The sequence below is a fragment of the Actinoplanes sp. NPDC049668 genome, from assembly GCF_044465445.1.
Lineage (GTDB): Bacteria > Actinomycetota > Actinomycetes > Mycobacteriales > Micromonosporaceae > Actinoplanes.
In genome coordinates, this window is record NZ_JBITLR010000011.1 from 194,727 (window position 1) to 220,582 (window position 25,856).

The 25,856-nt window shown below is 73.6% G+C and carries 13 protein-coding genes; 4 read left to right on the forward strand and 9 right to left on the reverse strand.

Annotated features, from left to right (window positions below):
* Window positions 1-4 precede the first annotated feature (4 nt).
* Both ACIBSW_RS38355 and ACIBSW_RS38360 read left to right on the forward strand, forming a co-directional pair.
* On the forward strand, window positions 5-2,002 hold the full coding sequence (locus ACIBSW_RS38355) for a biotin carboxylase N-terminal domain-containing protein (protein ID WP_354721841.1): 1,998 nt from the start codon (window positions 5-7) through the stop codon (window positions 2,000-2,002).
* Window positions 1,995-2,609: a TetR/AcrR family transcriptional regulator gene (locus tag ACIBSW_RS38360; RefSeq protein ID WP_354721840.1), complete on the forward strand. Its 615-nt coding sequence runs from the start codon at window positions 1,995-1,997 to the stop codon at window positions 2,607-2,609. Before ACIBSW_RS38355 ends, ACIBSW_RS38360 begins: the two co-directional genes overlap by 8 nt.
* Here ACIBSW_RS38360 and ACIBSW_RS38365 read toward each other — a convergent pair.
* From ACIBSW_RS38365 to ACIBSW_RS38380, 4 genes are all read right to left on the reverse strand, one after another.
* The gene (locus ACIBSW_RS38365) at window positions 2,604-3,008 is read right to left on the reverse strand and encodes an MmcQ/YjbR family DNA-binding protein (protein ID WP_354721839.1); all 405 of its coding nucleotides are present in this window, start codon (window positions 3,006-3,008) and stop codon (window positions 2,604-2,606) included. The two genes, ACIBSW_RS38360 and ACIBSW_RS38365, sit on opposite strands and share 6 nt — an antisense overlap.
* An 18-nt stretch (window positions 3,009-3,026) precedes the next feature.
* Window positions 3,027-5,015, reverse strand: coding sequence for an ABC transporter permease subunit (locus ACIBSW_RS38370; protein WP_354721838.1), 1,989 nt, complete (start codon window positions 5,013-5,015; stop codon window positions 3,027-3,029).
* 26 nt (window positions 5,016-5,041) lie between these two features.
* Window positions 5,042-6,472: an extracellular solute-binding protein gene (locus ACIBSW_RS38375; RefSeq protein ID WP_354721837.1), complete on the reverse strand. Its 1,431-nt coding sequence runs from the start codon at window positions 6,470-6,472 to the stop codon at window positions 5,042-5,044.
* Between the two features lie 181 nt (window positions 6,473-6,653).
* Window positions 6,654-7,424 (reverse strand): IclR family transcriptional regulator, encoded by a 771-nt coding sequence (locus ACIBSW_RS38380; protein ID WP_354721836.1) that lies wholly within the window; start codon window positions 7,422-7,424, stop codon window positions 6,654-6,656.
* Window positions 7,425-7,527: 103 nt separating this feature from the next.
* On the opposite strand from ACIBSW_RS38380, the gene ACIBSW_RS38385 reads away from it, so the two are divergent.
* A complete protein-coding gene (locus ACIBSW_RS38385) occupies window positions 7,528-8,397 on the forward strand; it encodes a fumarylacetoacetate hydrolase family protein (protein WP_354721835.1) in 870 nt (289 codons plus the stop codon).
* Window positions 8,394-9,764 carry an aldehyde dehydrogenase family protein gene (locus tag ACIBSW_RS38390; RefSeq protein WP_354721834.1) on the forward strand — a complete coding sequence of 457 codons (1,371 nt, stop codon included), beginning with the start codon at window positions 8,394-8,396 and terminating at the stop codon, window positions 9,762-9,764. The genes ACIBSW_RS38385 and ACIBSW_RS38390 overlap by 4 nt, the downstream gene beginning before the upstream one ends.
* A gap of 6 nt (window positions 9,765-9,770) precedes the next feature.
* On the opposite strand, the gene ACIBSW_RS38395 is transcribed toward ACIBSW_RS38390, so the two are convergent.
* The 5 genes from ACIBSW_RS38395 to ACIBSW_RS38415 all read right to left on the reverse strand — a co-directional run bounded on the left by ACIBSW_RS38395 (window position 9,771) and on the right by ACIBSW_RS38415 (window position 25,637).
* Window positions 9,771-10,934: a Dyp-type peroxidase gene (locus ACIBSW_RS38395; protein ID WP_354721833.1), complete on the reverse strand. Its 1,164-nt coding sequence runs from the start codon at window positions 10,932-10,934 to the stop codon at window positions 9,771-9,773.
* Window positions 10,907-11,398, reverse strand: a complete 492-nt coding sequence (locus tag ACIBSW_RS38400; protein WP_354721832.1) for a hypothetical protein — start codon at window positions 11,396-11,398, stop codon at window positions 10,907-10,909. Before ACIBSW_RS38400 ends, ACIBSW_RS38395 begins: the two co-directional genes overlap by 28 nt.
* Window positions 11,399-11,403: 5 nt before the next feature.
* Window positions 11,404-22,698 carry a LamG-like jellyroll fold domain-containing protein gene (locus ACIBSW_RS38405; RefSeq protein ID WP_354721831.1) on the reverse strand — a complete coding sequence of 3,765 codons (11,295 nt, stop codon included), beginning with the start codon at window positions 22,696-22,698 and terminating at the stop codon, window positions 11,404-11,406.
* 99 nt (window positions 22,699-22,797) lie between these two features.
* The gene (gene gntF / locus ACIBSW_RS38410) at window positions 22,798-24,099 is read right to left on the reverse strand and encodes a guanitoxin biosynthesis pre-guanitoxin forming N-methyltransferase GntF (protein ID WP_354721830.1); all 1,302 of its coding nucleotides are present in this window, start codon (window positions 24,097-24,099) and stop codon (window positions 22,798-22,800) included.
* Window positions 24,093-25,637: an AMP-binding protein gene (locus ACIBSW_RS38415; protein ID WP_354721829.1), complete on the reverse strand. Its 1,545-nt coding sequence runs from the start codon at window positions 25,635-25,637 to the stop codon at window positions 24,093-24,095. The genes gntF and ACIBSW_RS38415 overlap by 7 nt, the downstream gene beginning before the upstream one ends.
* Window positions 25,638-25,856: the final 219 nt, after the last annotated feature.

Below are 25,856 nucleotides of genomic sequence, written 5' to 3' on the forward strand. Positions count from 1 at the left end.
GAGAATGACCACGAAACACCGGCCGATCACGAGCGTCCTCGTGGCAAACCGCGGCGAGATCGCCCGCCGGATCTTCGCCACCTGCCGCCGCCGCGGCCTGGCCACCGTCGCCGTCTTCGCCGACCCGGACGCCGGCAGCCCGCACGTCCGGGAGGCCGACAGCGCGGTACGCCTGCCCGGCGCCGCGCCGGCCGACACCTATCTGCGCGGGGACCTCGTCATCGAGGCGGCGCTGCGCTCCGGCGCCGACGCGATCCACCCCGGCTACGGCTTCCTCGCCGAGAACGCGGACTTCGCCCGGTCCGTACTCGACGCGGGCCTGACCTGGATCGGGCCGGACCCCGAGGCGATCGAGGTGATGGGCTCCAAGGTCGAGTCGAAGCGCCGGATGGCCGCCGCCGGCCTGCCCGTGCTCGACCGGCTCGACCCGGACACCATCACCGAGGCCCAGCTCCCGGTGCTGGTCAAGGCGTCGGCCGGCGGCGGCGGGCGGGGCATGCGGATCGTGCGCACCCTCGCCGAGCTGCCGGACGCGCTGGCGTCCGCCGCCCGCGAGGCCGGCGCCGCGTTCGGCGACGACACCGTCTTCTGCGAGCCGTACCTGCCCACCGGGCACCACGTCGAGGTGCAGATCCTGGCCGACGCGTACGGCACGGTCTGGGCGCTGGGTGAGCGCGAGTGCTCGCTGCAGCGCCGCCACCAGAAGGTCATCGAGGAGGCGCCCGCGCCGCTCGTCGACCGGATCGGCGGCGGCCTGCGCAAGCGGCTGCTCGCCGCGGGCCGCGACGCCGCGGCCGCCGTCGGCTACCGCGGCGCCGGGACGGTGGAGTTCCTCGCCGACGGCAACGGCGACTTCTGGTTCCTAGAGATGAACACCCGCCTGCAGGTCGAGCACCCGGTCACCGAGTGCGTCACCGGCACCGACCTGGTCGGCCTGCAACTCGACGTCGCCGCGGGCGAGCCGCTGACCGGCCCGGAACCGGCGATGACCGGCCACGCCATCGAGGCACGCCTGTACGCGGAGAGCCCCGCCGACGACTGGCGCCCGCAGACCGGCACCGTGGTCACCTTCGACGTGCCCGGCGTGACCTCGCGGTTCGACCGCACGGCGCCCGACGGCATCCGCCTCGACTCGGGCGTCGAGCACGGCAGCGTCGTCGGCACGCACTACGACGCGATGCTCGCCAAGGTGGTCGCGTACGCGCCGACCCGCGAGGCGGCGGCCCGGCAGCTCGCCGCCGCGCTGCGCCGCGCCCGGGTGCACGGCGTCACCACCAACCGGGACCTGCTGGTCGCGAGCCTGCTGCACCCGGACTTCCTGGCCGGCACCGCCGACACCGGCTTCTACGCCGCCAACCCGCCCGCCGCGCTGACCGCCGGCACCGGCCTGGAGCCGGCCCTCGGCGCCCTGGTCGCGGCCCTGTCGGACGCCGCCCACGAGCGGGGCCCGCTGCTGCCCGGCCTCGCATCCGGGTTCCGCAGCATCCCCGTCGGCTACCGCAGCCGAAGCTACGCCGCCGGCGAGCGGGAGATCGAGGTCCGGTACCGGTTGGGCCGCGACGGCCTCGAGCTCGCGGCGCCGCCGCCGGGCGTCACCGAGCTCGCGCTGGTCGAGGCGGGCGCCGACCGGGTCGTCCTCGACGTCGACGGCGTGCGGCGGGCCTGGGCGGTCGGCCGGTTCGACGACCGGGTGGTCGTCGAGGGCCCGCGCGGCGCGGTCGAGCTGCGCCGGGTGCCGCGCTTCACCGACCCGTCGTCGCGGCTGCCCGCCGGCGCGCTGGTGGCGCCGATGCCCGGCACGGTGGTGCGGGTGGACGTCCGGGTCGGCGACGCCGTCGCGGCCGGCCGGCCGCTGATCTGGCTGGAGGCCATGAAGATGGAGCACGTGGTGCGCGCCCCCGCGGCCGGCACGGTCGCCGAACTGCCGGTCGCCGTCGGCGCTCAGGTCGCCCAGGGCACGACGCTCGCGGTGGTGGAGTCCGAGCGGAACGCGGATGGCTGACGGCGCCGCACCCAAGCAGGACCGGTCCCGGGCGACCCGGCGGCACCTGCTGGAGACCGCCATCCGGTGCCTGGCCGACCACGGCTGGGAGACCTCGACGGTCGGCTTCATCGCCGCCGAGGCCGGCATCAGCCGCGGCGCGGTGCAACACCATTTCCGTACCCGGGAAGCGCTCATCCTGGCCGCCCTCGAGCACATGTTCGCCGAGCGGGCGGCGCTGCTGGACGCGCTGCCCGACCCCGGCGGCTGCGGCCCGGAGCGGGTGCACGCGGTGGTGACCGGCCTGGTCGACGCCATCGGCGGCGAGCTGTTCCGGGCGGCGCTGCAGGTGTGGACGGTCGCGGCCGCCGAGCCCGAGTTGCGCTCCGCCGTCGTCCCGCTGGAGCGTCACTTCGCCCGCGGCGTGCACCACCGCGCGGTACGCCTGCTCGGCGTCGACGACACCGACCCGGCTGTACGCGCCCTCATCCAGGCCACCCTCGACCTGGCCCGGGGCCTGGCCCTGGCCGACGTCCTGACCGACGACTCCCGCCGCCGGGCCGGCGTCGTGCGCGCGTGGTCGAACCAGCTCGCGGCCGCCCTGCCGACCGATGCTCGTCATTCATGATCGGGGTCGCCGGGAGGCGAGCACGGCAACCCTGCGTGGCCCGGCGGTGAGGCGGTAGCTGGCATCGAGAAGCTCGTCGACCTCGTCCCAATCGGTGTCGGGAGCCAGGTCCAGCCCGATCCACCCGCCGGCGCCGAGGTAGGCCGGTAGGTAGCAGCGGGCGTCCTCCAGCAACGCCGCGCGTTCGCCGGGATCGGTCAGCACGATCACTGAATGTTCATGCTGCTGGTAGACGCCGTCGACCTTCACCGATCCACCGAAGTAGGCGAAGACCTTGGTGGTGAAGAAGGCGGGGTGCCCGTGGGAGATCTTCTCGGCGGCGTCCGGGTAGGCGAGCGCGAGCGCGCGCAGCCGGACCAGGAGCGGGTCCGCGTCGTCGAACATGATGGGGTGCGCCATGCGGTGGATTCTCCCAGGTCAACCCTTCACCGCGCCCGCGGTGAGCCCCTCGGTCAGGAAGCGTTGCCCGAAGGCGTACATGACCACCACGGGGATGCTGACCAGCAGCGACGCCGCGGCGAGCTGTCCCTGCGGCACGACGTCCCCGGCGATCATCGACTGCATCCCCACCGGGAGCGTCTTGTACTCGTCCTTCGTGATGAACACGAAGGCGAAGAGGAACTCGTTCCAGGCATTGGTCAGCGTGAACAGCGCGACCGCCAACAGCCCGGGCTTGGCAAGCGGCAGCACCACACGGCGGAACGCCTGGACGCGGGTGCAACCGTCGACCAGTGCGGCCTCCTCCAAGTCGACAGGGATCGATGCGAAGTACCCCGCCAGCAGCCAGGTGGCGAACGGAAGCGTGAAGGTCGGGTACGTCAGCACCAGCGACCACATCGAGTCGGCGAGCCGCACCCCGATGAGCAGCTGGTAGAGCGGGATGAACAGCAGCGCACCCGGCATCACGTAGGTGAGCAGCACCGTGACGGTGAAGCCCTGCGCACCGCGGAACCGCAGCCGGGCCAGCGCGTAGCCGCCCAGGGCCGCGCAGATCAGTGCCACCGCGGTCGACGCCGCGGACACCACCAGGGTGTTGAGGTACCAGCGGCCGAACGGCTGGTTGGTGAACAGGGCGCCGAACTGCTCCAAGGTCCACGGCGTCGGCCACAGGTCATGTTCGCGCGTGACGACCTGACCCTCGGACTTGAAGGCCGTGACGGCGATCCAGTACATCGGGCCCAGCACGAAGGCCAGCAGCCCGGCCAGGGCGACACCGGACCCCCAGCCCGACACCAGGGTCGACGCGCGGCGACCTCCGTGGGCCCGTAGCCCCGAGACCACCCGGCCGACGGCCGCCGCGATCAGCAGGATCACACCGAGGACCACCGCCGCCTTCCAGAAGATCTGCGGTGACGCCCAGGCCAGCAGGCCGACGAAGGCCGCGGCGCCCGCCCAGGGCAGCGCCTTTCGGGCCGGCCCGATCCACGGCGCCGTCCGGGTCCGCCGGGGTGGCTTGGCTCCGGCGTCCTGGCGCAACATCCGGACCAGCACGAACACCAGAACAGCGATGATCGGCAGCATGACGAGGGTGACCGCCGCACCCGCGCCGAACTGCAGCTGCAGGATCGCCTTCGAGTAGGCGACGAGCACGTACGGCGCGGTCACGTCGCCCGGGCCGCCCTGGGTCAGCAACCAGATGAGGTCGAAGTTGTTGAACGTCCAGATCGACGAGAGGGTGACGGTCACGATGATCACGTGGCGCAGTCCGGGCAGCGTCACGTGGACGAACCGCTGCCACGCCGAGGCGCCGTCGATGGTCGCCGCCTCGTACTGGTCCGCCGGGATGGCCTTCAGTCCGGCGAGGAAACAGACGGTGAAGAACGGCACCCCCTTCCACACGTTGACGAGGATGACGGACGGCATGGCCAGCGACGGGTCGGACAGCCAGCCCGCGGGCCAGCTGTCGACCAGCTGCGCGGAGGCCAGCAGCGGCCCGATCCCCCATTCGGTGAGCAGGGTGTTGACGCTGCCGAAGATCGGGTCGAGCAGCGAGCGCCAGCTGAACGCCGTCACCACCGTCGGCACCACCCACGGCACCAGCAGCAGGCCGGTCACCAGTGCCCGACCACGCCGCAGGCGATGCAGCAGCAGGGCCGCGGCAAGCCCCAGCACCACCTTGAACACCTCGGCGTACGCGGTGAAGACGAACGAGTTCACCACGCCCGTGCGGAACTGCTCGTCGCCGGCGAGGGCCAGGTAGTTGTCCAGGCCGACGAACACGATGTCCTGCCCGTGCCGCTCGGTGGTGCTCGTGATGATCGACCTGACGATCGGCACCAGCACGAGCGCACCGACCAGCACGGCCGTCGGCCCCAGAAACAGTGCCGCCAGCCGCCAGTCACGACCCAGCCACCGCTGGGTCGTCGTGAGGGAGCCGGGCCCCGGTGGCGGGGATGCTCGCGTCACCGGGGCCGGCGCCGAACGGACCGACCTCACTGAGGCAGCCCCTGCTGGGTGAAGATCTGCACCATCTTCGCGTGGGCCGCCCGCACGGCCTGAGCGGCCGCCGCTCCCTGGACGACCTGCTGCATCATGTCGGTGAGGACGTAGGCCGCGACGACGGCCTGCTGGCCGGCGCTGGCCTTCTGCGGGAAGGTCAGGCCGTTCTTGGTGGACAGCGGCAGCGGTTGCTGGGACAGGTTGCGCACCATGGGAAACGCCGGGTCGCCGCCGGTGAAGTACGGATCGGCGTCCCAGACCTTCTCCCAGGCGGGCATCACCAGGCCGGGTGCCTCCTTCGCCACCCCGACCAGCGCGGGCGCGCTGACCAGGTACTGCGCCAGGAGCTTGGCGAGCGCCGGGTTCTTGGCGCCCTTGAAGACGACGAAACCCTGGGACTGGCCGAGCAGCAGGGACTTGTCGGTCGCCGGTCCGATGCAGTCGGAGAAGACATGGGTGTCGGCGTACACGGGATTCTTCTTGGTCTTGGAGTCCGCGTAGACGCTGAAGCTGTTGCGCGTGTAGCCGAGGACTCCGGCGAGCCAGTTCTCGTTGTTGCTGGTGTCGATCCAGCTGGCCACGCCCGGCGGCAACATCGCCTTGTACCTGGGGTTGGTGTAGATGTCGCCGAGGAAGGTCACCGCCTGCACCGTCTCGGGTGAGTCGAACGTGACCTTCTTGCCGTCGTTGTCGGCGATCGCCCCGCCGTAGGAGTTGATCAGCGCCTCGATCAGGCCGTTGCCGTCACCGGACCGGTTCACCGTCATGCCCCAGCCGAACCGGCGCTTGGCCGGGTCGGAGATCGCCAGGCACAGATCCCGTAGCTCCTCCCAGGTGTAGACGTCCTTGGGCGAGATTCCCTTCTCCTGCATCCAGTCCTTGCGCAGGAACGACCCGATCCCGATGAAGTGGTACGGGATCGCGACCCACTTGCCGTCGAAGACGCAGAAGTTCTTGGCCTCGGCGCAGGGCTCGCCGTACTTGGCCGTCAGCGCCGTGACGACGTCCGTCACGTCCTCGAGATCGCCCAGCGCGTGGAACTGTGCCACGAACCGCGAGTCGGTCATGAACGCCAGGTCGCGCGCCACGCCGCCCTTGACCTCGGCGTCGATCTTGGCAACCACGTCACCGGCGTCGGCCTGGACCAGACTGTTCTCGATCTTCGTCCCGGTGGCGTCGGCGAACTTCTTGATCGACGCGTCGAGCTGTTCGTTGGCCGCCGTCGAATACAGCTTCTGCGACAGCACCCCCATCGAGGTGCCCTTCATCGACGCCGCGGCGTCGACCAGTTCCTTCGGAACCTCCGCCTGCGCCTTGGGGGCCGAATCGGAGGTGTCCCCGCACGCGGCCAGACCGGCCGCGCCGAGCACCCCCGCCCCCATCCCCAAGAAGTCGCGCCGAGACCACGCCAGGCGTTCCCCCATAGCCGTTCGCCTCCTCCGCCTGCAGGGCAGCGCCGCGAGCGTGATGCGTTTGGCAACCGCCGTCGTTCGACATTTCGAACGGTGTTCGATATACCGTATGGTGTGTGGACGCGACGGTAGAGGAACACCGTGAGGGGTGTCAATGTCTCGATGTGGCGTCCGGCCGCGAACGGCCAGCCGGCTATTCCGGCTGAGCCGAGTACCCCATGCGGGCCGACAGCGTTGCCGCGCCCTCGCGAATCAGGTTCCGCCACTCCACCTGCGCCTGCGCGGTCCAGCGGATGATCGGCGCGGAAACGCTCATGGCGGCGATGGTCGCGCCGGAATGGTCCCGGATCGCCGCGGCAACGCAGCGCATGGCGCCGTCGGACTCGCCGATGTCCACCGCGACCCCCTCGGCCCGGACGTGTTCGAGATGGGCGCGCAAGGCGTCCGGGTCGGTGATGCTGTCCGGCGTCATGCCCGGCAGGGCGCCCTTGGCCAGGACGGCGTCCAGGCTCGGCCGATCGAGACTCGACAGGAGTATCTTGCCGACCGCCGTGCAGTGTGCCGGCAGCCGCAGCCCGACCCCGGAGACCATCCGTACGGGGTGCGTGCTGTCGACCTTGACGAGGTAGACGACGTCGGCGCCGTCGAGGACGGCCACGTGGACCGCCTCGTCGCACGCCGCGGCCACGTCCCGCGAGACGATCTGCGCCTCGCGGACCAGGTCGAGCCTGCCGGCGAACGCCGCGCCGAGCTGGAACAGCGGCATACCGAGCCGGTACCGCACCGGCTGGCCCGGGACGGAGATCAGGTACGAGCGGGCCACGAGCGTGACCAGCAGCTCGTGGACGGTGGTGCGGGGCAGGTCCAGCCGCTCCGCCACCTCCCGGGCCGACAGCTGGGGGCGGTCCAGGAACAGTTCGAGTATGTCGAGCGCGCGGATGACCGCCGGTACCACACGGGGCACGTCGATGAGTCCCTTCGAAATGCCGGGCCGTGTCAGCGATCTACACCCGGAACAACACCTGAACAGGGTAGCGGCCACGGTGCCACAGACTTAGGACGGTCAAATGCCGATCTCCCTTCACCGCCTGCGGGCCGGCCACGCGTCCCGCTGGGCGGTGTGCCAGGACGGCGAATGGGGCGAGCTCGACGGTACCCTCGCCGGCCTGCTCGCCCTGCCGCTCGACCAGGCCCGGGCCGTGGTCGAGGCCGCCGCTCGCGGAGCCGGCGGCGGCATGCCCGGCGACGAGACGCTTCCCCCCGTCGACCAGCAGGAGGTGTGGGCGGCCGGGGTGACGTACCTGCGTAGCCGCGACGGACGAAAAGAGGAATCCGGGCACGGCTTCCTCTACGACCACGTCTACGAGGGCGACCGCCCCGAGATCTTCTTCAAGTCCAGCCCGTGGCGGGTCGTCGGCGATCGCGACGCCGTCGGTGTCCGCGGCGACTCCGGCTGGGACGTGCCCGAGGCCGAGGTCGGCCTGGTGCTCAATGCGGCCGGGAAGGTGTTCGGCTACACGCTGGCCAACGACATGAGCAGCCGGTCGATCGAGGGTGAGAACCCGCTCTACCTGCCGCAGGCGAAGATCTACGACCGCTCCTGTGCGGTGGGGCCGGCGATCGTGCCGAGCTGGGCGGTCGACCCGGGTCCGTTTCCGATCAGGCTGCGGGTGCTGCGTGACGACCGCGAGGCCTACTCCGGAACGACCTCGACGTCGGCGATGGTCCGCAGCTTCGAGGAGCTGGCCGGCTGGTTGTTCCGAGCGCTGAGCTTTCCGGCCGGCGTGGTGCTGCTGACCGGCACCGGCGTCGTACCGGACGCCGATTTCACCGCGCGACCCGGTGACACGATCGAGATAACGTCCGCGGCGCTCGGGACGCTGACCAACCCCGTCATCGCGATCGGCGATGCCACCGGTGGGAAGGAACAACCATGACAACGATCGAGAGCCGCTCCCCGCAGCTGCCGTCGGACCTCGTCGTACGCGTTCCCGACACGTCGCCGGAGAAGGTGGCGACAGCGGCCGACGCCGCCCGGGCCGCGGCCGTCGACTGGGCCCGTGGGCCGGCGCACGCGCGGGCAGCCGCTCTGCATGCCTGCGCCGAGGCCGTTGCGGCGGCGACCGGTGAACTGACCGACCTGGTGGTCCGCGAGGTCGGCAAGCCCCTCGGCGAGGCGGGCGCCGAGATCGGCCGCGGGGTGGCGATCCTGCGCTACTTCGCGCAGCAGGCTCTGCACCCCGAGGGCGAGGTCTACCCGCCGTCGGACGGTGTGTCACTGTTGCACACCCGCCGTCGTCCGCACGGTGTGGTCGGGCTGATCACGCCGTGGAATTTCCCGGTGGCGATACCGCTCTGGAAGGCCGCGCCGGCCCTCGCCTTCGGTAACGCCGTCCTCCTCAAGCCCGCACCGCAGTCATCCGCGGTGGCGTTGCGGTTGGCCGAACTGTTCACCGGAGTGCTCCCGCACGGTGTGCTGACGGTGCTGACCGGCCTCGGCGGAACCGGCGAGGCGATCGTCGGCGCGGCCGACGCGGTCTCGTTCACGGGTTCGGTGACAACCGGGCGGGCGGTCGCCCGAAGGGCGGTTGACCGTGGCATCCCGGTGCAATGCGAGATGGGCGGCCAGAACGCCGCCATCGTGCTGGCGGACGCCGACCAGGACGCGGCCGCGGCGGCGATCGCCGCGGCGGCGATGGGCTATGCCGGACAGAAGTGCACCGCCACCAGCCGGGTGATCGTGGTCGGCGACTCCGCGTCCTTCGCCGAGCGGCTGACCGCGGCCGTCGAGGCGCTGCCGGTCGGTGATCCGGCGGATCCGGCGACGGTCGTCGGTCCGTTGATCGAGTCGCGGCCGCGCGAGGCGATCCGGGCGGCGGTGCGGCGCGCCGCCGCGGGTGGTGCCCGGGTGCTGACCGGCGCCCGGCAGCCCGACGGCGATGGGTGGTTCCAGCCCCCGACGTTGCTGGCGAACCTGCCGCCCGGCGACGACCTGCGGAGCGAGGAGTACTTCGGACCGGTGTGCGTGGTGCTGCCCGCGGAATCCGCGGACGCCGCGGTGCGGGTGGCCAACGAGGTGCGGCAGGGGTTGGTCGCGGGCTTGTACACGCGCGATCTCGGGGCGGCGCTGACCCTGGCGAACCGATTGGAGGTAGGCATGGTGAAGGTCAACGCCCCGACCACCGGCGTGGACTTCCACGCCCCGTTCGGCGGTGCGAAGGAGTCGAGCTACGGCCCGCGCGAGCAGAGCACCGCGGCCCGCGACTTCTACACGCGGACCGTCACGGTCACGCTGACGCCGTAGGCGGGTTCAGCCCGCCGCCAGGCCGCGGCCGAGCTCGCCGGGCAGCGCGCCGGGCAGCGCGAAGTAGTAGCCGCCGCCGAACGGCAGGATGTAGCGCTCCAGGGCCTCGCCGGCCAGGCGGCGCTGGATCGTGGCGAAGCCCCGCTCCAGGTCCTGCTGGAAGCAGACGAAGATCAGACCCTCGTCGGCATGGCCGGCCGCGTCCGCTCCCGCCCGGTACGAGTAGCCGCGCCGCAGGATCCGCTGGTTGCGCGTCTCGGGGGTGCGCGGGTTCGCGCGCCGGATGTGCGCGTCCAGGCGGATGGCCTGGCCGTTCGGGTCGCCGGCGTAGTCGGGCTCGTCGATCTCGCGCTCGCGGCCCAGCGGCGCGCCGTCGGCCCGGCGGCGGCCGAAGACCTCCTCCTGGCGCTCGACCGGGTCGGCGTTCCAGAGCTCCACCGCGAAGCGGATCAGCCGGACCACCTGGTAGCTGCCGCCGGCCGCCCAGTCCGGCTCGCCGGAGCCGGCGCCGACCCACACGAGCTCGTCCATGGCCGCGGCGTCCGCGGGGTCGGGGTTGCCCGCGCCGTCGGAGAAGCCGAAGAGGTTGCGGTCCCGGGGGCGGCCGTCGGCGGTGGTTCCGTTCTCGTGGCGGAACCCGGTCGCCGACCAGCGCCGCCGGACGGCGGGGCCCGCGGCCCGCGCCACCGAGTCGGCGAGCGCCCGGGCGGCGGCCGGGGTGGCGGCGCAGGCCTGCACCAGCAGGTCGCCGTGGCAGCGGCCGGGATCGAGCACGTCGCCGGGGAACCCGGGCATCGCGGTGAGCCGCAGGGGCCGCCGGTCGGCCAGGCCGAAGCGCCCGTCGAACAGGCTCGCGCCGACGGAGACGGTGACCGAGGCGGGCGGCCGGGCCACGACGCCGCCGATCCGGCCCAGCAGCGCGGCCAGTTCGTCGCGGGCGGTGACGGCGACGTCGTAGGCCCGGAACTCCGCGGCGGCCGGCGGCGGCGTGACGATGCCGGCCTGGTGCGGCAGCACCGGTGGCGGCGCGGCGCCGGTCACCGAAGGGCTTGCCGCCGGGGCCGCGGCGGGGCCCGGCGAGCCGCAGCCGGCCAGGCCGAGCGCCACGCCGCCGCCGAGCAGCGCGCGCCGCCGCACCGGGCTCATTCCCGCGGGCAGGGCGGGGCGCACACCGCCAGCAGGCGGTACGGCAGCTCCTTGCCCTCGTGCACCTGAGTGATCATGATGCGGGCGGTGTCCCGCGGCCACACGGTCGCCCAGCCGGCGTTCTGATCGGACGGGAAGCCGTCGTTGCCGAAGCCGTCGTTGAACGACGGCTTGCCCAGCACCGGCACCGCCGCCTCCGCCGTCTCCTCCCACAGCTGGTAGTACTCGTCGATCAGGTCGTCCTGGTACTCGTCGTCCGGTTCCGGCCAGGAGGCGGCGAGGGTGACCTCGGCCCGCACGACGCGGTCGCCGTCGGCGTAGGTGTCCAGGCTGCGGTCCCCGAGCCGGTACGTGCACCGGCCGCCGGCCGTCTCGACCGGTGCCCAGCCCGCGTCGACCAGCGCGGACCGCACCCCGTCCGGTGTCCAGGTCCACTCGATCGCCGCCAGCCGCCGCAGCAGCTCGGTCACGTCCACGGTCTCCACCACCTCAGCTACATCCCGTTGCCGGGGACAACATAGACGCGCAGGGTGCCGTTCTGAACGGCCTGTGGGAACTTCTTCTCGAACAGCGCCTGGAACATCGCCCGGCCCTCCTCGTTGGAGACCGCGTACCGCACGCCCTTGCCGCCGATCGCCTCGTTGAGCTTCAGCAGCCGGCTCGCCTGGTCGACGTACTTCGCCTCGTCGTACCAGGCGTGGTTGGGGTTGTAGTTCGAGGAGCTCCACTGCTTCTCGTTGCCGGTCCACTTCGCCTCGACGATGTAGCCGGCGCGGCGCCCGTCCACCTGCACCTTGCGGCCGTTGCTGAGCTTCCACGACTCCTCGTAGTTACGGCCGGTGACGTGCTTCTGGTACTTCTTCCAGGGGTTGTCGACGTTCGGCAGCTTGCGGTTCTTGTACTGGGTCGCGGTGAGGCCCGGGTTCTTCGCGGCGGTGCCGAGCGGGTCGATCAGCGAGACCGGGTTGTTGCCGACGTACGCGTACTGGTTGATCTGGCCCGAGTCGAAGCCCAGCGGATCGCGGCTGATGAAGCGGTGCAGCGCCGGGTCGTAGTACCGGGCCCGGTGGTAGTAGAGCCCGGTGCCGTCGTCCTCGCGCCCGGTGTAACGCAGGGTGTTACCGCCGTCGGCGCCGGCGGCGGCGGTCTGGCCGAACGGGTCGTAGGAGTACCGCGCGACCAGCGCGCCGGACTCGTCGCCGAGGGCGATGACGCTGCCGAGCGCGTCGGTCAGGAAGCTGGTGGCCGCGCCTGTGTCGGCGACCCGCGCCCGGTACTGGTCCGTGCCGGTCGCCACCAGGTTCGAGCCGGTGCCGCCCACCGTCTCGCGGACCGGGTTCGCGCCGTCGTAGGTGTAGCCGCGGGTGGTCCCGCCGACGACCGCGGCGGTGCGGTTGCCCTCACCGTCGTAGGTGAACGACGCCGCCAGCCCGGTCCGGGAGGACGCGCTCAGCTCGCCGCGCGCGTTCCAGGTGTACGAGCTGGTGCCGTCGGCGGTGAGGTTGCCGTCGTCGTCGTAGGTCAGGGTGCGGCCGGGCAGGGTCTTGAGCTGGTCGGCGTCGTCGTAGGTGGCCGGCCCGAACGCCGCCGGGATGGTGAGCTGCGCGAGGTCCCCAACGAAGCGGGCCCGTTGGCCGTCGTCGTCGTATCCGTAGTTGAGGTAGCCCAGCAGCCGCTCGCCGTGCCGGTAGCTGATCGTGGTGATCTCGCCGGTCCGGTCGTACGCGTAGGTCTGGTGGTAGTCGCCGCGCCGCACGTCGCCGGGGCGGCCCACCTCGTCGTAGGTGGTCGCGGCCAGGACCCGGCCGTCCTGCTCCACGCTGGTCAGCCGGTCGGCGTCGTCGTAGCCGTACCGCTGGGCGGGCTGGCCGCCGGTCTGCATCGAGAGCAGCCGGTCGGCCAGGTCGTAGTCGTAGCTGACGACGCCGTTCGGCTGGCTCACCGTGCGGATTCGGTCGTGGTCGTCCGGGGTGTACGTGGTGGTCAGCACCGGCTTGCCGGTCGTCGCGTCGGTGACCGTGCGGATCCGGTCGCCCGCGTCGTATCCGGTGGTGACCGTGCTCTCGACGGTGCTGCCGGACACCCCGTACCGGGACACCGTGCCGCGGTCGAGGTCGTCGAACTCGAACGTGCTGACCTTGCCGCGCCGGCTCGTGTGCCGCACGACGTTGCCGTTGCCGTCGTAGTCGTACGACTCCACCTTGCCGAGCGGGTCGGTGACCGTCTTGACCCGGTCGGCGTTGTCGAAGGTGAACGTCGTGGCGTGGTTGCGGGCGTCCCGGACCGTGCGCCGGTTGCCGTTACCGTCGTACTCGTAGGAGGTGCTGCGCTCCAGCGGGTCGATCTGCTCGAGCACCCGGCCGAGCGCGTCGTAGCGGGTCGTCGTGACGGCGCCGCCGGGCGCCACCAGCCGGGTGACCCGGCCGAGCTGGTCGGTGCCGGTCGACGAGATCCGGCCGGCCGGGTCGGTGACCGTGGCCGGCTCGCCCTGCTCGTAGGTGACCGTCGTGGTCCGGCCGAGGTCGTCGGTCGTCGTCAGGTTCTGCCCGGCGTCGTTCACGGTGTGCCGCACGGTCCGGCCGGTCGGGTCGGTCCGGGCGGTCAGGGCGCCGCGCTCGTCGTAGGTGTAGCGGGTCACCTTGCCCAGCGGGTTGGTGACCGAGTCGAGCTGCCGGAACGGCCCGTTGTAGGTGTAGCGGGTGACCCGCGGCAGCGCCGTGCCGGCCAGTTCGGTGACGGCGGTGGGGTTGCCGGCGACGTCGTACTCGTACTCGGTGCGCCGCCCGAGCTGGTCCGTCACCGCGCGCGGCAGTGGGCTGCCCGGGTCACGCTCGACGGAGACGGTCTGCGCGAGCGCGGTGCCGTCGGCCGCGGTGTCGGTGACGACCTGACCGGCGCCGTCGAAGGTGACCCGGCGGACGTGCCCGCGCGGGTCCGTGACCCGGGTCGTGGTGACCTTGCCGTCGGTGCCGGTGGTGTAGTCGAACTGCCAGGTGGCGAGCGTGCCGTCCTGCTGGGTCCGTACCCGGCCGGCGCTGTCGTACGTGTTGGTGTTGTAGACGATGTTGCGCGGATCGCGGATGCTCTTGAGCCGGCCCGCCTCCCACGTGTACGTGGTCACGCCGCCCGCCGGGTTGGTGACCGTCCACAGGTACCCGTCGGCGGTGTACGTGTAGTCGACGCCCCGGCCGGAGTTGTCCTCGGCCCGGGTCACCCGCTGCTGTGCGTCGTAGGTCAGCTTGATCCACTTGCCGTTGGGCGAGGTGATCTGGGTGATCCGGCCGCTGGACCGGACGGTGCCGTTGGCGTCCGGCGGCATCGGCGCGCGGGTGATGGTCGTCGTGTTGCCGTACTTGTCGCGGATCGCCTGCAGCGGCGCCTCGTCGCCGATCTGGACCACGGTGCCGTCGACCAGGGTCACGTCCCAGCCGTTGCCGTTCCAGGCCAGGGTCGCGCCGTGATACTCGGTCGGCGTCGGATCGGCCAGGAAGATGGCGCTCTCGTAGCTGGCGTTGCCGCTGCCGGGGCTGATCCGGCGGAAGTGCACCCGCGCGCCGTCGGCCAGGATCAGGTCGGCCTCGCGGTACTCGAGCATCGCGCTCGACCACGGGTACAGGTTGTAGTTGAAGTTCATGCCGATGCCGAAGGCCCGGGTCTCCGGGTCGCCCTGCTGGTAGGTCCGGGTCAGCTTCAGCGGTACGACGTCGTCGATCTCGAGGTCGGTGGTCTGGTCGACCATCAGGCCGGTGGCCAGGTCGACCGGGTCACCGGAGCGGGCGCCGCCGCCGGTCGACGGGAACTTCGGCGGCGGGTTGTAGCCGGGCACCACGGTCATCGCGCCGGTGAAGCGGTAGACCTTGGTGTCGGCGTCCGGCCTGACCTGCCGGCCGTCGGCGGTGACCGTGCCCTTGCCGTAGACGTGCCAGCCGGCGCCCTCCGGGTCGTAGGACCAGAAGTTCATCCGGGTGCCGGGCGCCTGCTTGGTGTAGTTCGGGTAGACCAGCTGGACGCCGGCCGGGAAGACGGATCCGCCGCCGGGCTGGATGGTGAAGTAGACCGGGACGTTCGACTCCGGCAGCGGGAACGGCGGCCGGTCGACGGGGATCGCCGTCAGGTTGAGCTCCCGGGCGACCTTGCCGTCGCCGTCGCGCACGATGGTGCCGGCCGGCACGTGCACCTCGAGGCCGGGGATCGCCGAGGTGGTGAGGACGACCTCCCGGTCGGTCGGCGTCCGGAGACTGACGGTCGCCGCCGGGTCGAGGGCCTGCATCCAGATCGTGTACGGCAGCGCGAGCGTCGTGCCCGCGCCGATGTCGACCCCGATGTCGAAGACGCCGTACGCGGCCGCGCGGGTGCTCGCCGTGCGGCCGTCGACGCGCAGCACCCGGTGCCCGGGCGTGACGCCGGCGAGCAGGAAGCGGCCGTGCGCGTCGGTGCGGCCGCGGACCGCGCCGACCGCGACCGCGACGTTGCCCAGTTCCCGGCCGTCGACGGTGCGGACCTGACCGGCCAGCGCGGTGACGCCCGCGGGCGCCTGCGCCAGGCCGCCGGGCGCCGCCGCCGGGCCGTACCCGGTGGTCCAGCCCTTGCCGGCGAGGTTGTCGGCGCCGGGGCGCCACCCACCGGCCGGCCGTGGCGGCGTGCCACGCCCGCCGTCCTTCGGCGCCGCGGCCCTGACCGGCGGGCAGGCCGCCCAGCCGACCACCGGCGAACCGGCCGTCGGCACCAGCGCCGGCGGCGGTCCGGACCGCTGTGCACCGGCCGGCGCGCAGGCCGCCGCGGCGGTCACCGGCGCGGGCCTCGGCGCGAGCGCAGACATCAGGTCCGCCGCCGCGGCCCGTACGAGATCGGTGCCGGTGGGTGCCGCCGCGGCCAGGGTGGTCGCGGCGATCGTGATCTGGCCGACGCCCGCGTTGTACGGATCCAGCACGACCGCGTAGTCGCCGGAGGCGGCGAACGCCGGCAGGTCGACGGTCTGTCCCGCGGTGCGGAGCCGGTCGCTCAGGAACGTGCCGCCGTCCGGGGCCAGCACCCGGACCGTGACCCAGGTGTTGTTCAGCGTGCCGTCGGAGAACGCCAGCCGCGCGCGCTGCCCGGCGGTGCCGGCCAGCGTCAGCCGGGCGTCCTGGCCCGGCCGGACGACGGACACCGGCACGCCCGCGCCGCCGACGGTCAGCGCCCCGGCGGCGACCTCCTCGGAGAGGGTCACGTCGAGCGGGCCGGTCCGGCCCTGGTACGGGTCGAACACGACCTGGTAGACGCCGGTCGCGGGCAGCGCGCCGAGATCCTTGTCGTCCAGGGTGTACACCGAGGAGGCGGAGCCGAGCTGGGTGCCGTCGGGCTTGAGCACGGTGGCGTACACGAATTCCAGGCCCGCGCCCGCGCCGGTGAAGCCCAGGCTGAGCCGCTGCCCGGCGGTGGCGGTGAAGCGCAGGCGGGCGTTCTGGCCGACCGCGGCGAAGTCCAGGTGGGTGGCCGGCACGCCGGTGCCGGCCTCACCGGCGTCGATCTCGGCCGACAGCGCCAGGGTGAGCTCGCCGGTCGCCGCCCGGTCCGGGTCGAGGAACACCTCGTGGGTGCCCGTGTCGAGCAGCAACGGCAGGTCGACGTTGTCCAGGGCGGTCCAGAGGCCGAGCCGTCCCGCCGTGCCCGGCCGGCTGACCTCGGTGCGCAGGTACGCCTCGAGGGTCTTGGCGCCGAAGCCGAGGCTCAGCCGCTGCCCGGCGGTGCCGTCGAAGCGCAGCCGGATGTTCTGGCCGGGCCGGGACAGCGACACGGGCACCGGCGCGCCGATCGCCAGCGCGCCGGCGTCCAGGTCCGCCGAGAGCCACACGGTCAGCGCGCCCGCCTTCGGCGCGGAGAGCACCAGCTCGTGCCGCCCGGCGGCGGTGAGCGCCGGCAGATCGCTCTCCTCGCCGCCGGCCAGGCTCTGCTCCCGGCCGCTCGGGTCGACGAGGCCGACCAGCGGGTAGCTCAGCCCGCTGATGCCGGTGAAGCCGAGGCCGAGCCGCTGCCCGGCCGTGCCGTCGAAGCCGAGCCGGACGGCCTGGCCGGGACGCGCGACGGTGACGCCGACGGAGGCGCCGCCGACCGCGATGGCGCCGCCGTCGACCTGCTCGGAGAGCCACATGGTGGCGGAGCCGACGCTGAGGTCCCGGGTGCCGACCACGAAGCGCCAGGTGCCGGGCCACGGCGTGGTGAACGAGCCGGTGGCGCCGGGGTCGAACACCGTCCAGTTCAGGTGCTCGGTGCCGTACGGCGTGTAGAGCCGGATCACGCCGAACGCGGAGCTGGGGAACGTCCAGTCGGCGAACGCGAAGCTGAACCGCTGGTTCTCGGCGGCGGTGAAGGTGAACTCGCCGTGCCGGCCGACCCGGTCCAGCGGCATCGGCGTGCCCGCCCCGGTCGTGCTCAGCTGGCCGGTGACCTGCGTGGACAGGGTCACGGTCAGCGATCCGGCGGCGGCGCCGTCGGGGTCGACCGCGATCGAGTAGGTGCCCGCCGTCGGCAGCGGCGGCAGCGCGAAGCTCTGGTTGCCGGTCAGCGGCCGCGGCTTGTCGTACTGCCCGGCGGCGAACGTCTGCCCGTACGGCGTGTGCAGCGCGACCTTCGCGGCGCCCACCGTGTTGCCGCTGAACGCGAGGCTGAGCTTCTGCCCCGCCGTGCCGCTGAAGCGCAGCACGGCCGTCCGGCCGCCCGGCACGGTCGTGGTCACGCCGGCGCCGCCGACCGTGACCCGGCCGCCGTCGACCTGCGTCTCGGCCGGCACCCCGGGCGGCGGTACCAGGTAGTCCGCGACCGTGGTGGCTAGGCCGCCGGCGGTGCGCACGGAGACCGGCCCGGCCGTGACCGCGTCCGGCACCAGCACGGTGAGGCTGGTCCGGGACGCGGCCGTGACCCGGGCGCGGGTGCGGTTGAACGCCACCGTGTTGCCGGCGGTCTCGGGCGCGAACCCGGTTCCGGTGATCGTCACGCTGGTGCCGGCCGGGCCCGACGCCGGGCTGAACCCGGTGACGGCGGGCTTCGCGGCGTCGACGACCACCGTGAACGGCGCTGGGCCGTCGGCGCTCGCGCCGCCGGCGCGGCTCACCCGTACCGTGCCGGTCGTGGCGGCGTCCGGCACGGTGACGACGAGCCGGACCGAGGTGGCCTCCACCACCGGGGCGGCGACCCCGTTGACGGTGACGGTGTCGGACGCCGAGAACCCGGTGCCGTGCACGCTCAGCCGCGTGCCGGGCGCGCCGCGCACCGGGATCGTGCTGAGCACCGAGAGCTGCGTCGACGGATAGCGCCGTACGGCCGTGAGGTTGCCGGTCCGGTCGTAGTCGTACGCGGCCGTGTCGCCGCGCGGGTCGACCGCGCCGACCAGCTGCCCGGCCGCGTCGTGCACCAGCTCGTACGGCAGCGGGGGCCCGACGACGAAGCTGTAGGTCGCCGGCTCGGACCAGTGCCCGGCCCGGTCCTTGGCCCGCACGGTGAGGGTGCGCGCGCCCGCGGCGGGGCTCAGCAGCACGGTCCGGGCGCCGGTCGCGGCGACCTCGACGGCGGCCGCGTCGGTGTCGAGCCGGTAGTCGAAGCCGGCCAGGTCGGTGGTGCCGTCCGCCGGGGTCAGCGTGAACCGGCCCGGAATGCCCTCGTTGCCGTGCGCCGTACCGTCGGCGGGGAAGTCCTGCGACGACACCGCGGGCGGCTGCGGCCCGCTGGTGTCCACGGTGAACTCGCACCACGGCGACCAGGGGCCGGCCCCGGTCTCGTCGGCGCCGCGGGCGCGCCAGGCGTACGCCGTGCCGTCGGCGAGCTGCCCGGCCGGCACGGTGACCGTCGCGGTGTACGACGCCCAGTCGGTCACCGAAGCCTCGCCGACCTTGTCCCCGCCGACCGCCCACCACTCGAACGTCGTGGTGATCCGGTCCCAGTCGGGATCGTCGGCGAGCGCGCGCAGCTGCGGCGTCGCCGTGGTCAGGTAGGGCCGGTCCGCGCCGGTGGCGCAGCTCGTGGCGGGGACGGTGGCGAGGTCGACCGGCATGTCCGGCACCCCGGTGGTGCCGACCCGGAACCGGTAGGTGCTCGGCGCCGACAGCTCGCCGGCCGCCGAGCGGGCCCGGACCGTGAGGGTCCGCGTCCCGTTGCGGTCGGGCGTGATCGTCACCTTCGCCGCGCCGGTCGCGTCCGGCGCCTCGGCGGCGGCCTGCCCGTCGAGCTGGTAGGTGTAGCTCACCGGCCGGGCCAGCTCGGTGATCTCGGCGTCGCCGAGCCGCCGGGTCCAGGCCACGGCGTCGTCGATCTGCCCGGGCCAGTACTCGGCCGGCGCGCCGTTGATCAACCCGCGGCCGATCTGGAACGGCATCTCGATGTCGCGCAGCGGCGTGGTGTAGAACGCGGTCCCCTCCAGCCGGCCGTTCACATACAGCCGAAGCTGCTTGCGGGCTGAGTCGTGCACGCCGACCAGGTGCGTCCAGACGCCCGCCTGCGGCACCGACGTCGACAGCGCCTTCGCCACCGGCGCATTGGTGGTGTTGGTCGCCGGCTGGATCAGCGCCCACCTGTTGTCGGTCTTGGAGTAGCCGAGCCGGAAGATGCTCTGCACGGTCGAGTGCTGGCTCAGCGCGGTGGCGGACGCGCCGAGCCCGGTCGGCCTGACCCAGGCGCCGACGGTGAAGTCCGTGCCCGGGTTGACGACCCGGGACTCGGTGCTCGCGTAGGCGCCGGTGCCGTTCAGGCTCAGCGCGGCGCCGGTCGGCCCGCTCGCCCGACCCGCGCCGCCGCTGAGCGTGGCCGGGCCGCCGAACTCGTTCTCGGCGACGGCGCCGCTGCCCTCGTTGAAGCCGGCCCGCAGCGCGGCCTGCGACTCGTCGACGGCCTGGCCGAACGTGAAGGCGCCGGGCTGACCCGCGGCGCCGTGCCGCTCGTCGCCCTTGGGATAGTCCGGCGACGACACCGCGGGCGGGTTGGGCACGGGCGCGTCGACCGTGAACTCGCACGGCGCCGACCGCGGCGAGTTCTCCCAGTTCTCCCCGACGCCGGAGAAGTCGACCCGCCACCGGTACGAGGCCTTGTTGGCGAGCTTGCCCGGCGGCACCTGCCACGACACCTTGGGTCCCTGGCCGTACCCGGATCCGGAGATGAAGCCGCCCGGCGCCGTCAGCGGCTCGACGGCGAAGCCGGCGTTGTAGTACCGGTCGGCCGTGCCCAGCGTCCCGGACAGGGTCGGGGTGGTGGTCCGCAGCACGGGCCGGCCGGGGCCGGTGACACACGGCAGGGCCGGTTCCATCGCCGCCGCCGGCGGCTGGGCCGCGGACGCGCTGTTCACGTGGAACGACGTCTGTGCCGGTTCGGAGCGCAGGCCGGCGCGGTTGCGCGCCCACACGGTCAGGGTGCGGTCGCCGGGCTCGGGCAGCGTCAGCTCGAGGCGGGTCGTGCCGCGGGCGGGCACCACCGTCGGCGCGGCGGCGCCGTCCAGCTGGAACTCGTACCCGGCCTCGCCGGCGTAGTGCGCCACCGAGTCGAAGTTGAGGAACCAGTTGTACGCCCGGACGTCGTCGATCGCGCCCGACCACCAGTCGGCGGCCGCGCCGGCCCGCTTGCCCCGGCCGACGACGAACGCCTCGCGGGCGGGCCACGGCGTGGTGAACGCGGCCGTCGCCACCTCGAGGCCGTTGACGTACAGCGCGATCCGCCGGTTCAGCGGGTCGTAGGCGCCGGCGAGATGCGTCCACACGTCGGTCCGCGCCTCGGCGACGGAGGTGACCGAGGTGGTGGTGGCGGCGTCGGTGTCGGCCGAGGTGCGGCTGAACACCCAGCGCTTCGTGGCGCCCGCGTACTGCAGGGCGAACGCGTTGCCGCGGGTGCCCTCCTGCGCCAGCACCGTGCGGTTGCCCGTCGTACCCGCCGGCACCTTGACCCAGGCCATGACGGTGAAGCCCTCGTCGACCGGCAGCACCGGGTCCGTCGTCTTGGCGTACTGGCTGGTGCCGTTGAAGTTCAGATAGGAGCCGCCGGCGTCCGCGGCCCAGGTCGCGCCGTTGACGGCCAGCGGGCTGCGCCCCAGGAAGGCGGTGTCGGCGGCGGCCTGCCCCGAGCCGTCGTTGAGCGGCCAGTGCGCCAGCAGGTAGCGGTCGTCGGTGTAGCCCGCCGGGAAGATGTTCACCCCGGCGGGCCGGCCCGCCCAGGCGTCGTACTCGGCGAGCGCGGGATACGGCTGGCCGGGTGCCTCCACCCGCACGGTGAACTCGCAGAAGCCCGACCAGGCGGAGGTCAGCGTGCCGTCGGTGGCCCGGACCCGCCACTTGTAGTTGCCGTTGTTGGCCAGCGCGCCGTCCGGCACCGCGGTCGCGGCGATCTTGCCTGTGGTGAGCCCGCCGACCGTCGCCGAGCCGAGCGCGGCCGTCCCGGTGACCGCCCACCATTCGATGGTCGCGGAGAGCGTGCCGCCGTCGGCGTCGGTGATGACGGCGCGCAGCTCGGGCGCGGCGGTGTCGATCACCGGGCGGCCGGTACCGGTGGTGCAGGCCGCGTCCGGGACCATGGTGCGGGCGCCGACCACCGGCGCGACGGCCGCGATGGAGAGCACCAGGGTCGGGTTGTTGTCGAACTCGGCGAACGCGGCCGGGTCCTGCTCGCGCGGCGAGCGCAGGCCCAGCGTCAGCGCCGTCCGGGACGCCGCGGCCGCCTTCGCCGCAGCGGTGGCGTCCAGCTCGATCACGCAGCCGGCGGCCGGGTCCGGCGCGGCGCTGCCCTGCCGTCCGGCCCAGCGGGGCTGGTCGGCCCAGGTCTGGCCGTACCGCAGCGGCCCGGCGGCCCACAGCTCGACCGGCGCCGCGGCGCACCCGGCGCCCTCGGCCGGCGCGACGCGCAGCCGGCCGGCGACCACGTTGCGGCCCGCGACCGCCGAGCGCGCCAGGTCGGCGCCGAAGACCGACCGGTACACCCCCGTTCCCGCCGCGGGGCGGCCGGCCCGCGCCGGGCCGGGCGCGTTCCACCGGGCGGTGTCCGGGCTGGACGAGTCCAGCTCGCTCCAGGCGCTGCGGCCGAGGGTGAGGCTCAGCTGCCCGCCCGGCGCGACGACGAGGTCGCGCCCGCGCACGCCCGCGCCGAGGCCGTGCAGGACCGGTTCGCCTGCGCCGTCGACGATCCGGATGTCGCCGTGCTCGCCCGCGCGGGCCGTGAGGCCCGCGCCGGTGGTGCGCAGCCGCAGCTCCCCCGCCGCGTCGGCGCGCGCCCGGAAGCCGTCCACATCGGCCCGGAGCACGAGGTCCACGCCGGGCCGCACGTTCTCGTACGTCGCGGTGTCGCCGGAGAGCACCGGCCGGGGCAGCCGGCCGAACGGCGAGCCGATGCTGATCCGCGCCGCGCCGCGCCCGAGCACGACCAGCGGGCCCGTGCCGCCGTCGGAGAACGTCACGTCGGCGGCCGCGGCGCGCGGGCCGACCCGGCCGCCGGCCTCGCGGCGCAGCGTCGTGTCGACGTCCACCCAGGCCTCACCGCGGCGCACACGCACCGGCCGGTACCGGTGTTCCCAGGTGATCGTGCCGTCGGGCTCGGCCCAGGCGCGATCCGTCTCGGTGGTCAGGTCCGTGATCTCGACCGTCCGCCGGCATTCCCGGGCGGCCTTGACCGCGGCGGCCTCGTCGGGCCGCGGGGCGGCGCAGGCCCGCTGGTCGAGCGGCGGCTGCGCCAGTGCCGGCGGCGCCACGCCGGCGAGGGCGGCGGTGGCCCCCAGCAGCACGGCGGTGAGGCCGGCGACCCGGCGGCGGGCACGAAGTGACTGCGTGAATCCCTGACGCGCCATCGACGCATCCTTCCCCCGTGAGCGCGCCCGATCCCCGTACCGGACGTCACCGCGAGGTGACGCTAACGCCACTGTGGACGGCAGTCAACAGATGTCGATCTATGTGGTGGCGGCCACTTCCAGGGCGCCCGCGGACGCCGGCGGCCGGGGGTGCCGGCGGGCTTCGCAGAGCACGATCCCCGCGTATCCGTGCGGCGCCCACCGCACCATCGGAACCACCTCGATCGATCCGTCCGGCACCTCGAAGCCGGTGCCCAGCACCGCGCGCAGGTCGTGCTCGTCGACGTCGGCGCCGGGGAAGACCTTGCCCCCGACGGTGTAGCCGCGGCACCGGCGCAGGGCCGCGGTGACGAAGAGGCCGCCCGGGTGGACCAGCCCGGTGATGTGCCGCATGAACGCCGCCCAGGTGCCCCGGTCCGCGGTGGCCGAGTCCGCGCAGTACGCGCTGACCACCGTCGCGTACTGCCGGTCCACCGGGCGCGGGTCCCGGCCGTCGACCCGGAGCAGCGCGGTGATCTTCGCCCTGGTGAGGTCCTCCCGGGCCGTCACCTGCTCGTCGGTCGGGTCCGGGTCGCCCTCGCAGCGCAGGGTGTAGCGCACGAACGGCCGCCAGTCGTGCGCGCCCGGGGCCCGGTCCAGCCAGCGCCGGATCTCGGCCAGGTTCGCCGGCAGGTAGTCGCCGAGGTGGATCTCGGAGGCGATCTCGGCGGCCGCGAACACGTGGTGCAGGGTCGGTCCGACGCCGAAGAACAGGATCGGCCGGTCGCGCTCGGCCCGGCGCAACGCCGCGACGAGGAACGCGATGGTGGCGATCTCGTCCGGGTCGACGGTGCGGTAGTAGCCGGACAGGTACTCCGCCGGTTTCCAGTCGTGCTCGAAGGAGGCGTAGCCGCCGCGCCGGCGGCGCAGCACGGCGTTGGTGAGGCCGGCCAGCCCGTACTCGTAGAACGCGGCGCCGAGGTTCGCGCCGATCAGGAAGATCAGCGCCCGGTCGGCGGTGATCGAGTCGGTGACCAGCGCGGCGCCGAACGCGCCCGCGTAGTACGGCGCCTCCTTGGCCAGCTCGGTGCCGGCGTAGCCGGCCGCGGCCGCGACGCGGGCCGCGCGCACGCCGGCGGTCCGGCGCCGGGTCAGGTCGTACGCGGCCTTGGACAGCACGTTCGTGCTGGTGCCCGTCTCGGCCAGCAGCCGCCAGTTGGCCCGCAGCCCGGTGCTCAGCCCCCAGCCCCACGCCGCGTAGCTCGCCACCAGCAGCACCGCCAGCCAGGGCCGGCCGAGGCCGTCGAGCAGCCCGGCGGCGACCAGGCCGACCCCCGCCGCCGTCGCGACCGCGTCCAGCGCGTACGTCGACGCGGCGGTGGCGCCGATGCTGACCGCCCACTTCACGACGGGCCTCACCACGCGGCGCCCCGTTCCGCCTCGACCAGGACGCGGCGCAGCAGCTTGCCGGCCGGCGACCGCGGCACGGCTTCGGTGATCCGCACGGCGCGCAGCCGCTTGTACGGCGCGACCCGCTCGGCGACGTACGCGAGCAGCTCGGCGGCCGTCGCCGTCCCGCGCAGCACCACGTACCCGACCGGCACCTCGCCGGCGTCCGGGTCGGGCCGGGGCACCACCGCCGCGTCGGCGACCGCCGGGTGCGTCAGCAGCAGCCGCTCCAGCTCCGCCGGCGCCACCTGGTATCCCTTGTACTTGATCAGTTCCTTGAGCCGGTCGGTCACGTACAGGTAGCCGTCCTCGTCGAAGAAGCACAGGTCGCCGGTGTGCAGCCAGCCGTCGGCGTCGACGGTGGCGGCGGTCGCCGCCGGGCGGTCGCGGTAGCCCCGCATCAGCTGCGGGCCGCGGACCAGCAGCTCGCCGGCGCGGCCGGCGGCGAGGTCGGCGCCGCTGTCCGGGTCGACGATGCGCGCCTCGGTGTTGGGTATCAGCCGGCCGACCGAGCCGCGGCGCGGCGCGTCCAGCGGGCCGGCGGCGATCAAGGCCGCGGTCTCCGTCATGCCGAGGCCCTGACCGGTGCGGCAGCCGAGCCGCTGCGCGCAGCGCAGTTCGTGATCGGCGCCGAGCGGCGCCGCGCCGACGCCGAGGGTACGCAGCGAGGACAGGTCGAACTCGTCGACCAGCGGATGCCCGGCGAGCGCCTGCGCGATCGGCGGGACCACGACGGTGTAGGTGACCTGGTGGTCCTGGATCGTGCGGAGCATCTGCTCGAGGTCGAAGCGGGCCATCGTGACGAGGGTCGCGCCGGCCGCCAGGGCCGCCGGCAGCACCAGGCCGAAGCCCATGGCGTGGAAGAACGGCGCGACGGCGAGCACGACGTCGTCCTCCTCCGGCCCGAGGACCGCGCGGCCCTGCCGCACGTTGGTGACCATGCTGGAGTGGGTCAGCTCGACGCCCTTGGGCAGCCCGGTCGTGCCGCTGGAGTACGGCAGCGCGGCGAGCGCCGTCGCGGGGTCGATCGTGACCCGGACCGGCGGGTACTCCCCCGCGTCCAGCTCCGCGTAACCCAGCACCTCGACGCCGCCGGCCTTCTCCGCGGCGGCCCGGGCCCGCTCGAGCAGCGGCGGGACCGTGACCAGGATCCGCGCACCGGAATCGACGAGCTGACCGGCCAGCTCGTCGGCGGTGAGCATCGGATTGGCGCCGGTGACCGTGCCGCCGGCGACCATCGCCCCGTACGCCGCCACGGCGTACTCGGGCACGTTGGGGCTGTACACGGCGAGGACGTCGCCGGGTGCGAAGCCGCGGGCGGCCAGGCCCGCCGAGACCCGCTCGACGCCGGCCGCGAGCTCGCCGTAGCTGATCGCCCGGCCGGTCGCGCCGTCGACCAGGGCCGGCTTGTCGCGCAGGCGGCCGGCCTGCGCCAGGACCAGGCCGGGAAGGGTGACACCGCCGACCGGAACGTCGGGAAGGTCGCTGCGCCGGGTACGGATCGCTGTCATGGTGGCTCCCCTGCTCGCCGGCGCCGAGGCCGGATGAGCGGGAACGTAACGAGGCACCGTGTGCGCACCGTTTCTCCATCGTGTGCGCGGCGTCGATCGCGATGATTCAAAGATCATGTCTGTCGCGGATCCCATCGATCAGCGGATACAACCGATTACAAGCCGTAGACGCACCGGCAGGCCGGACAGATACGAGGACGTTTGTCAACGTTCTGACGG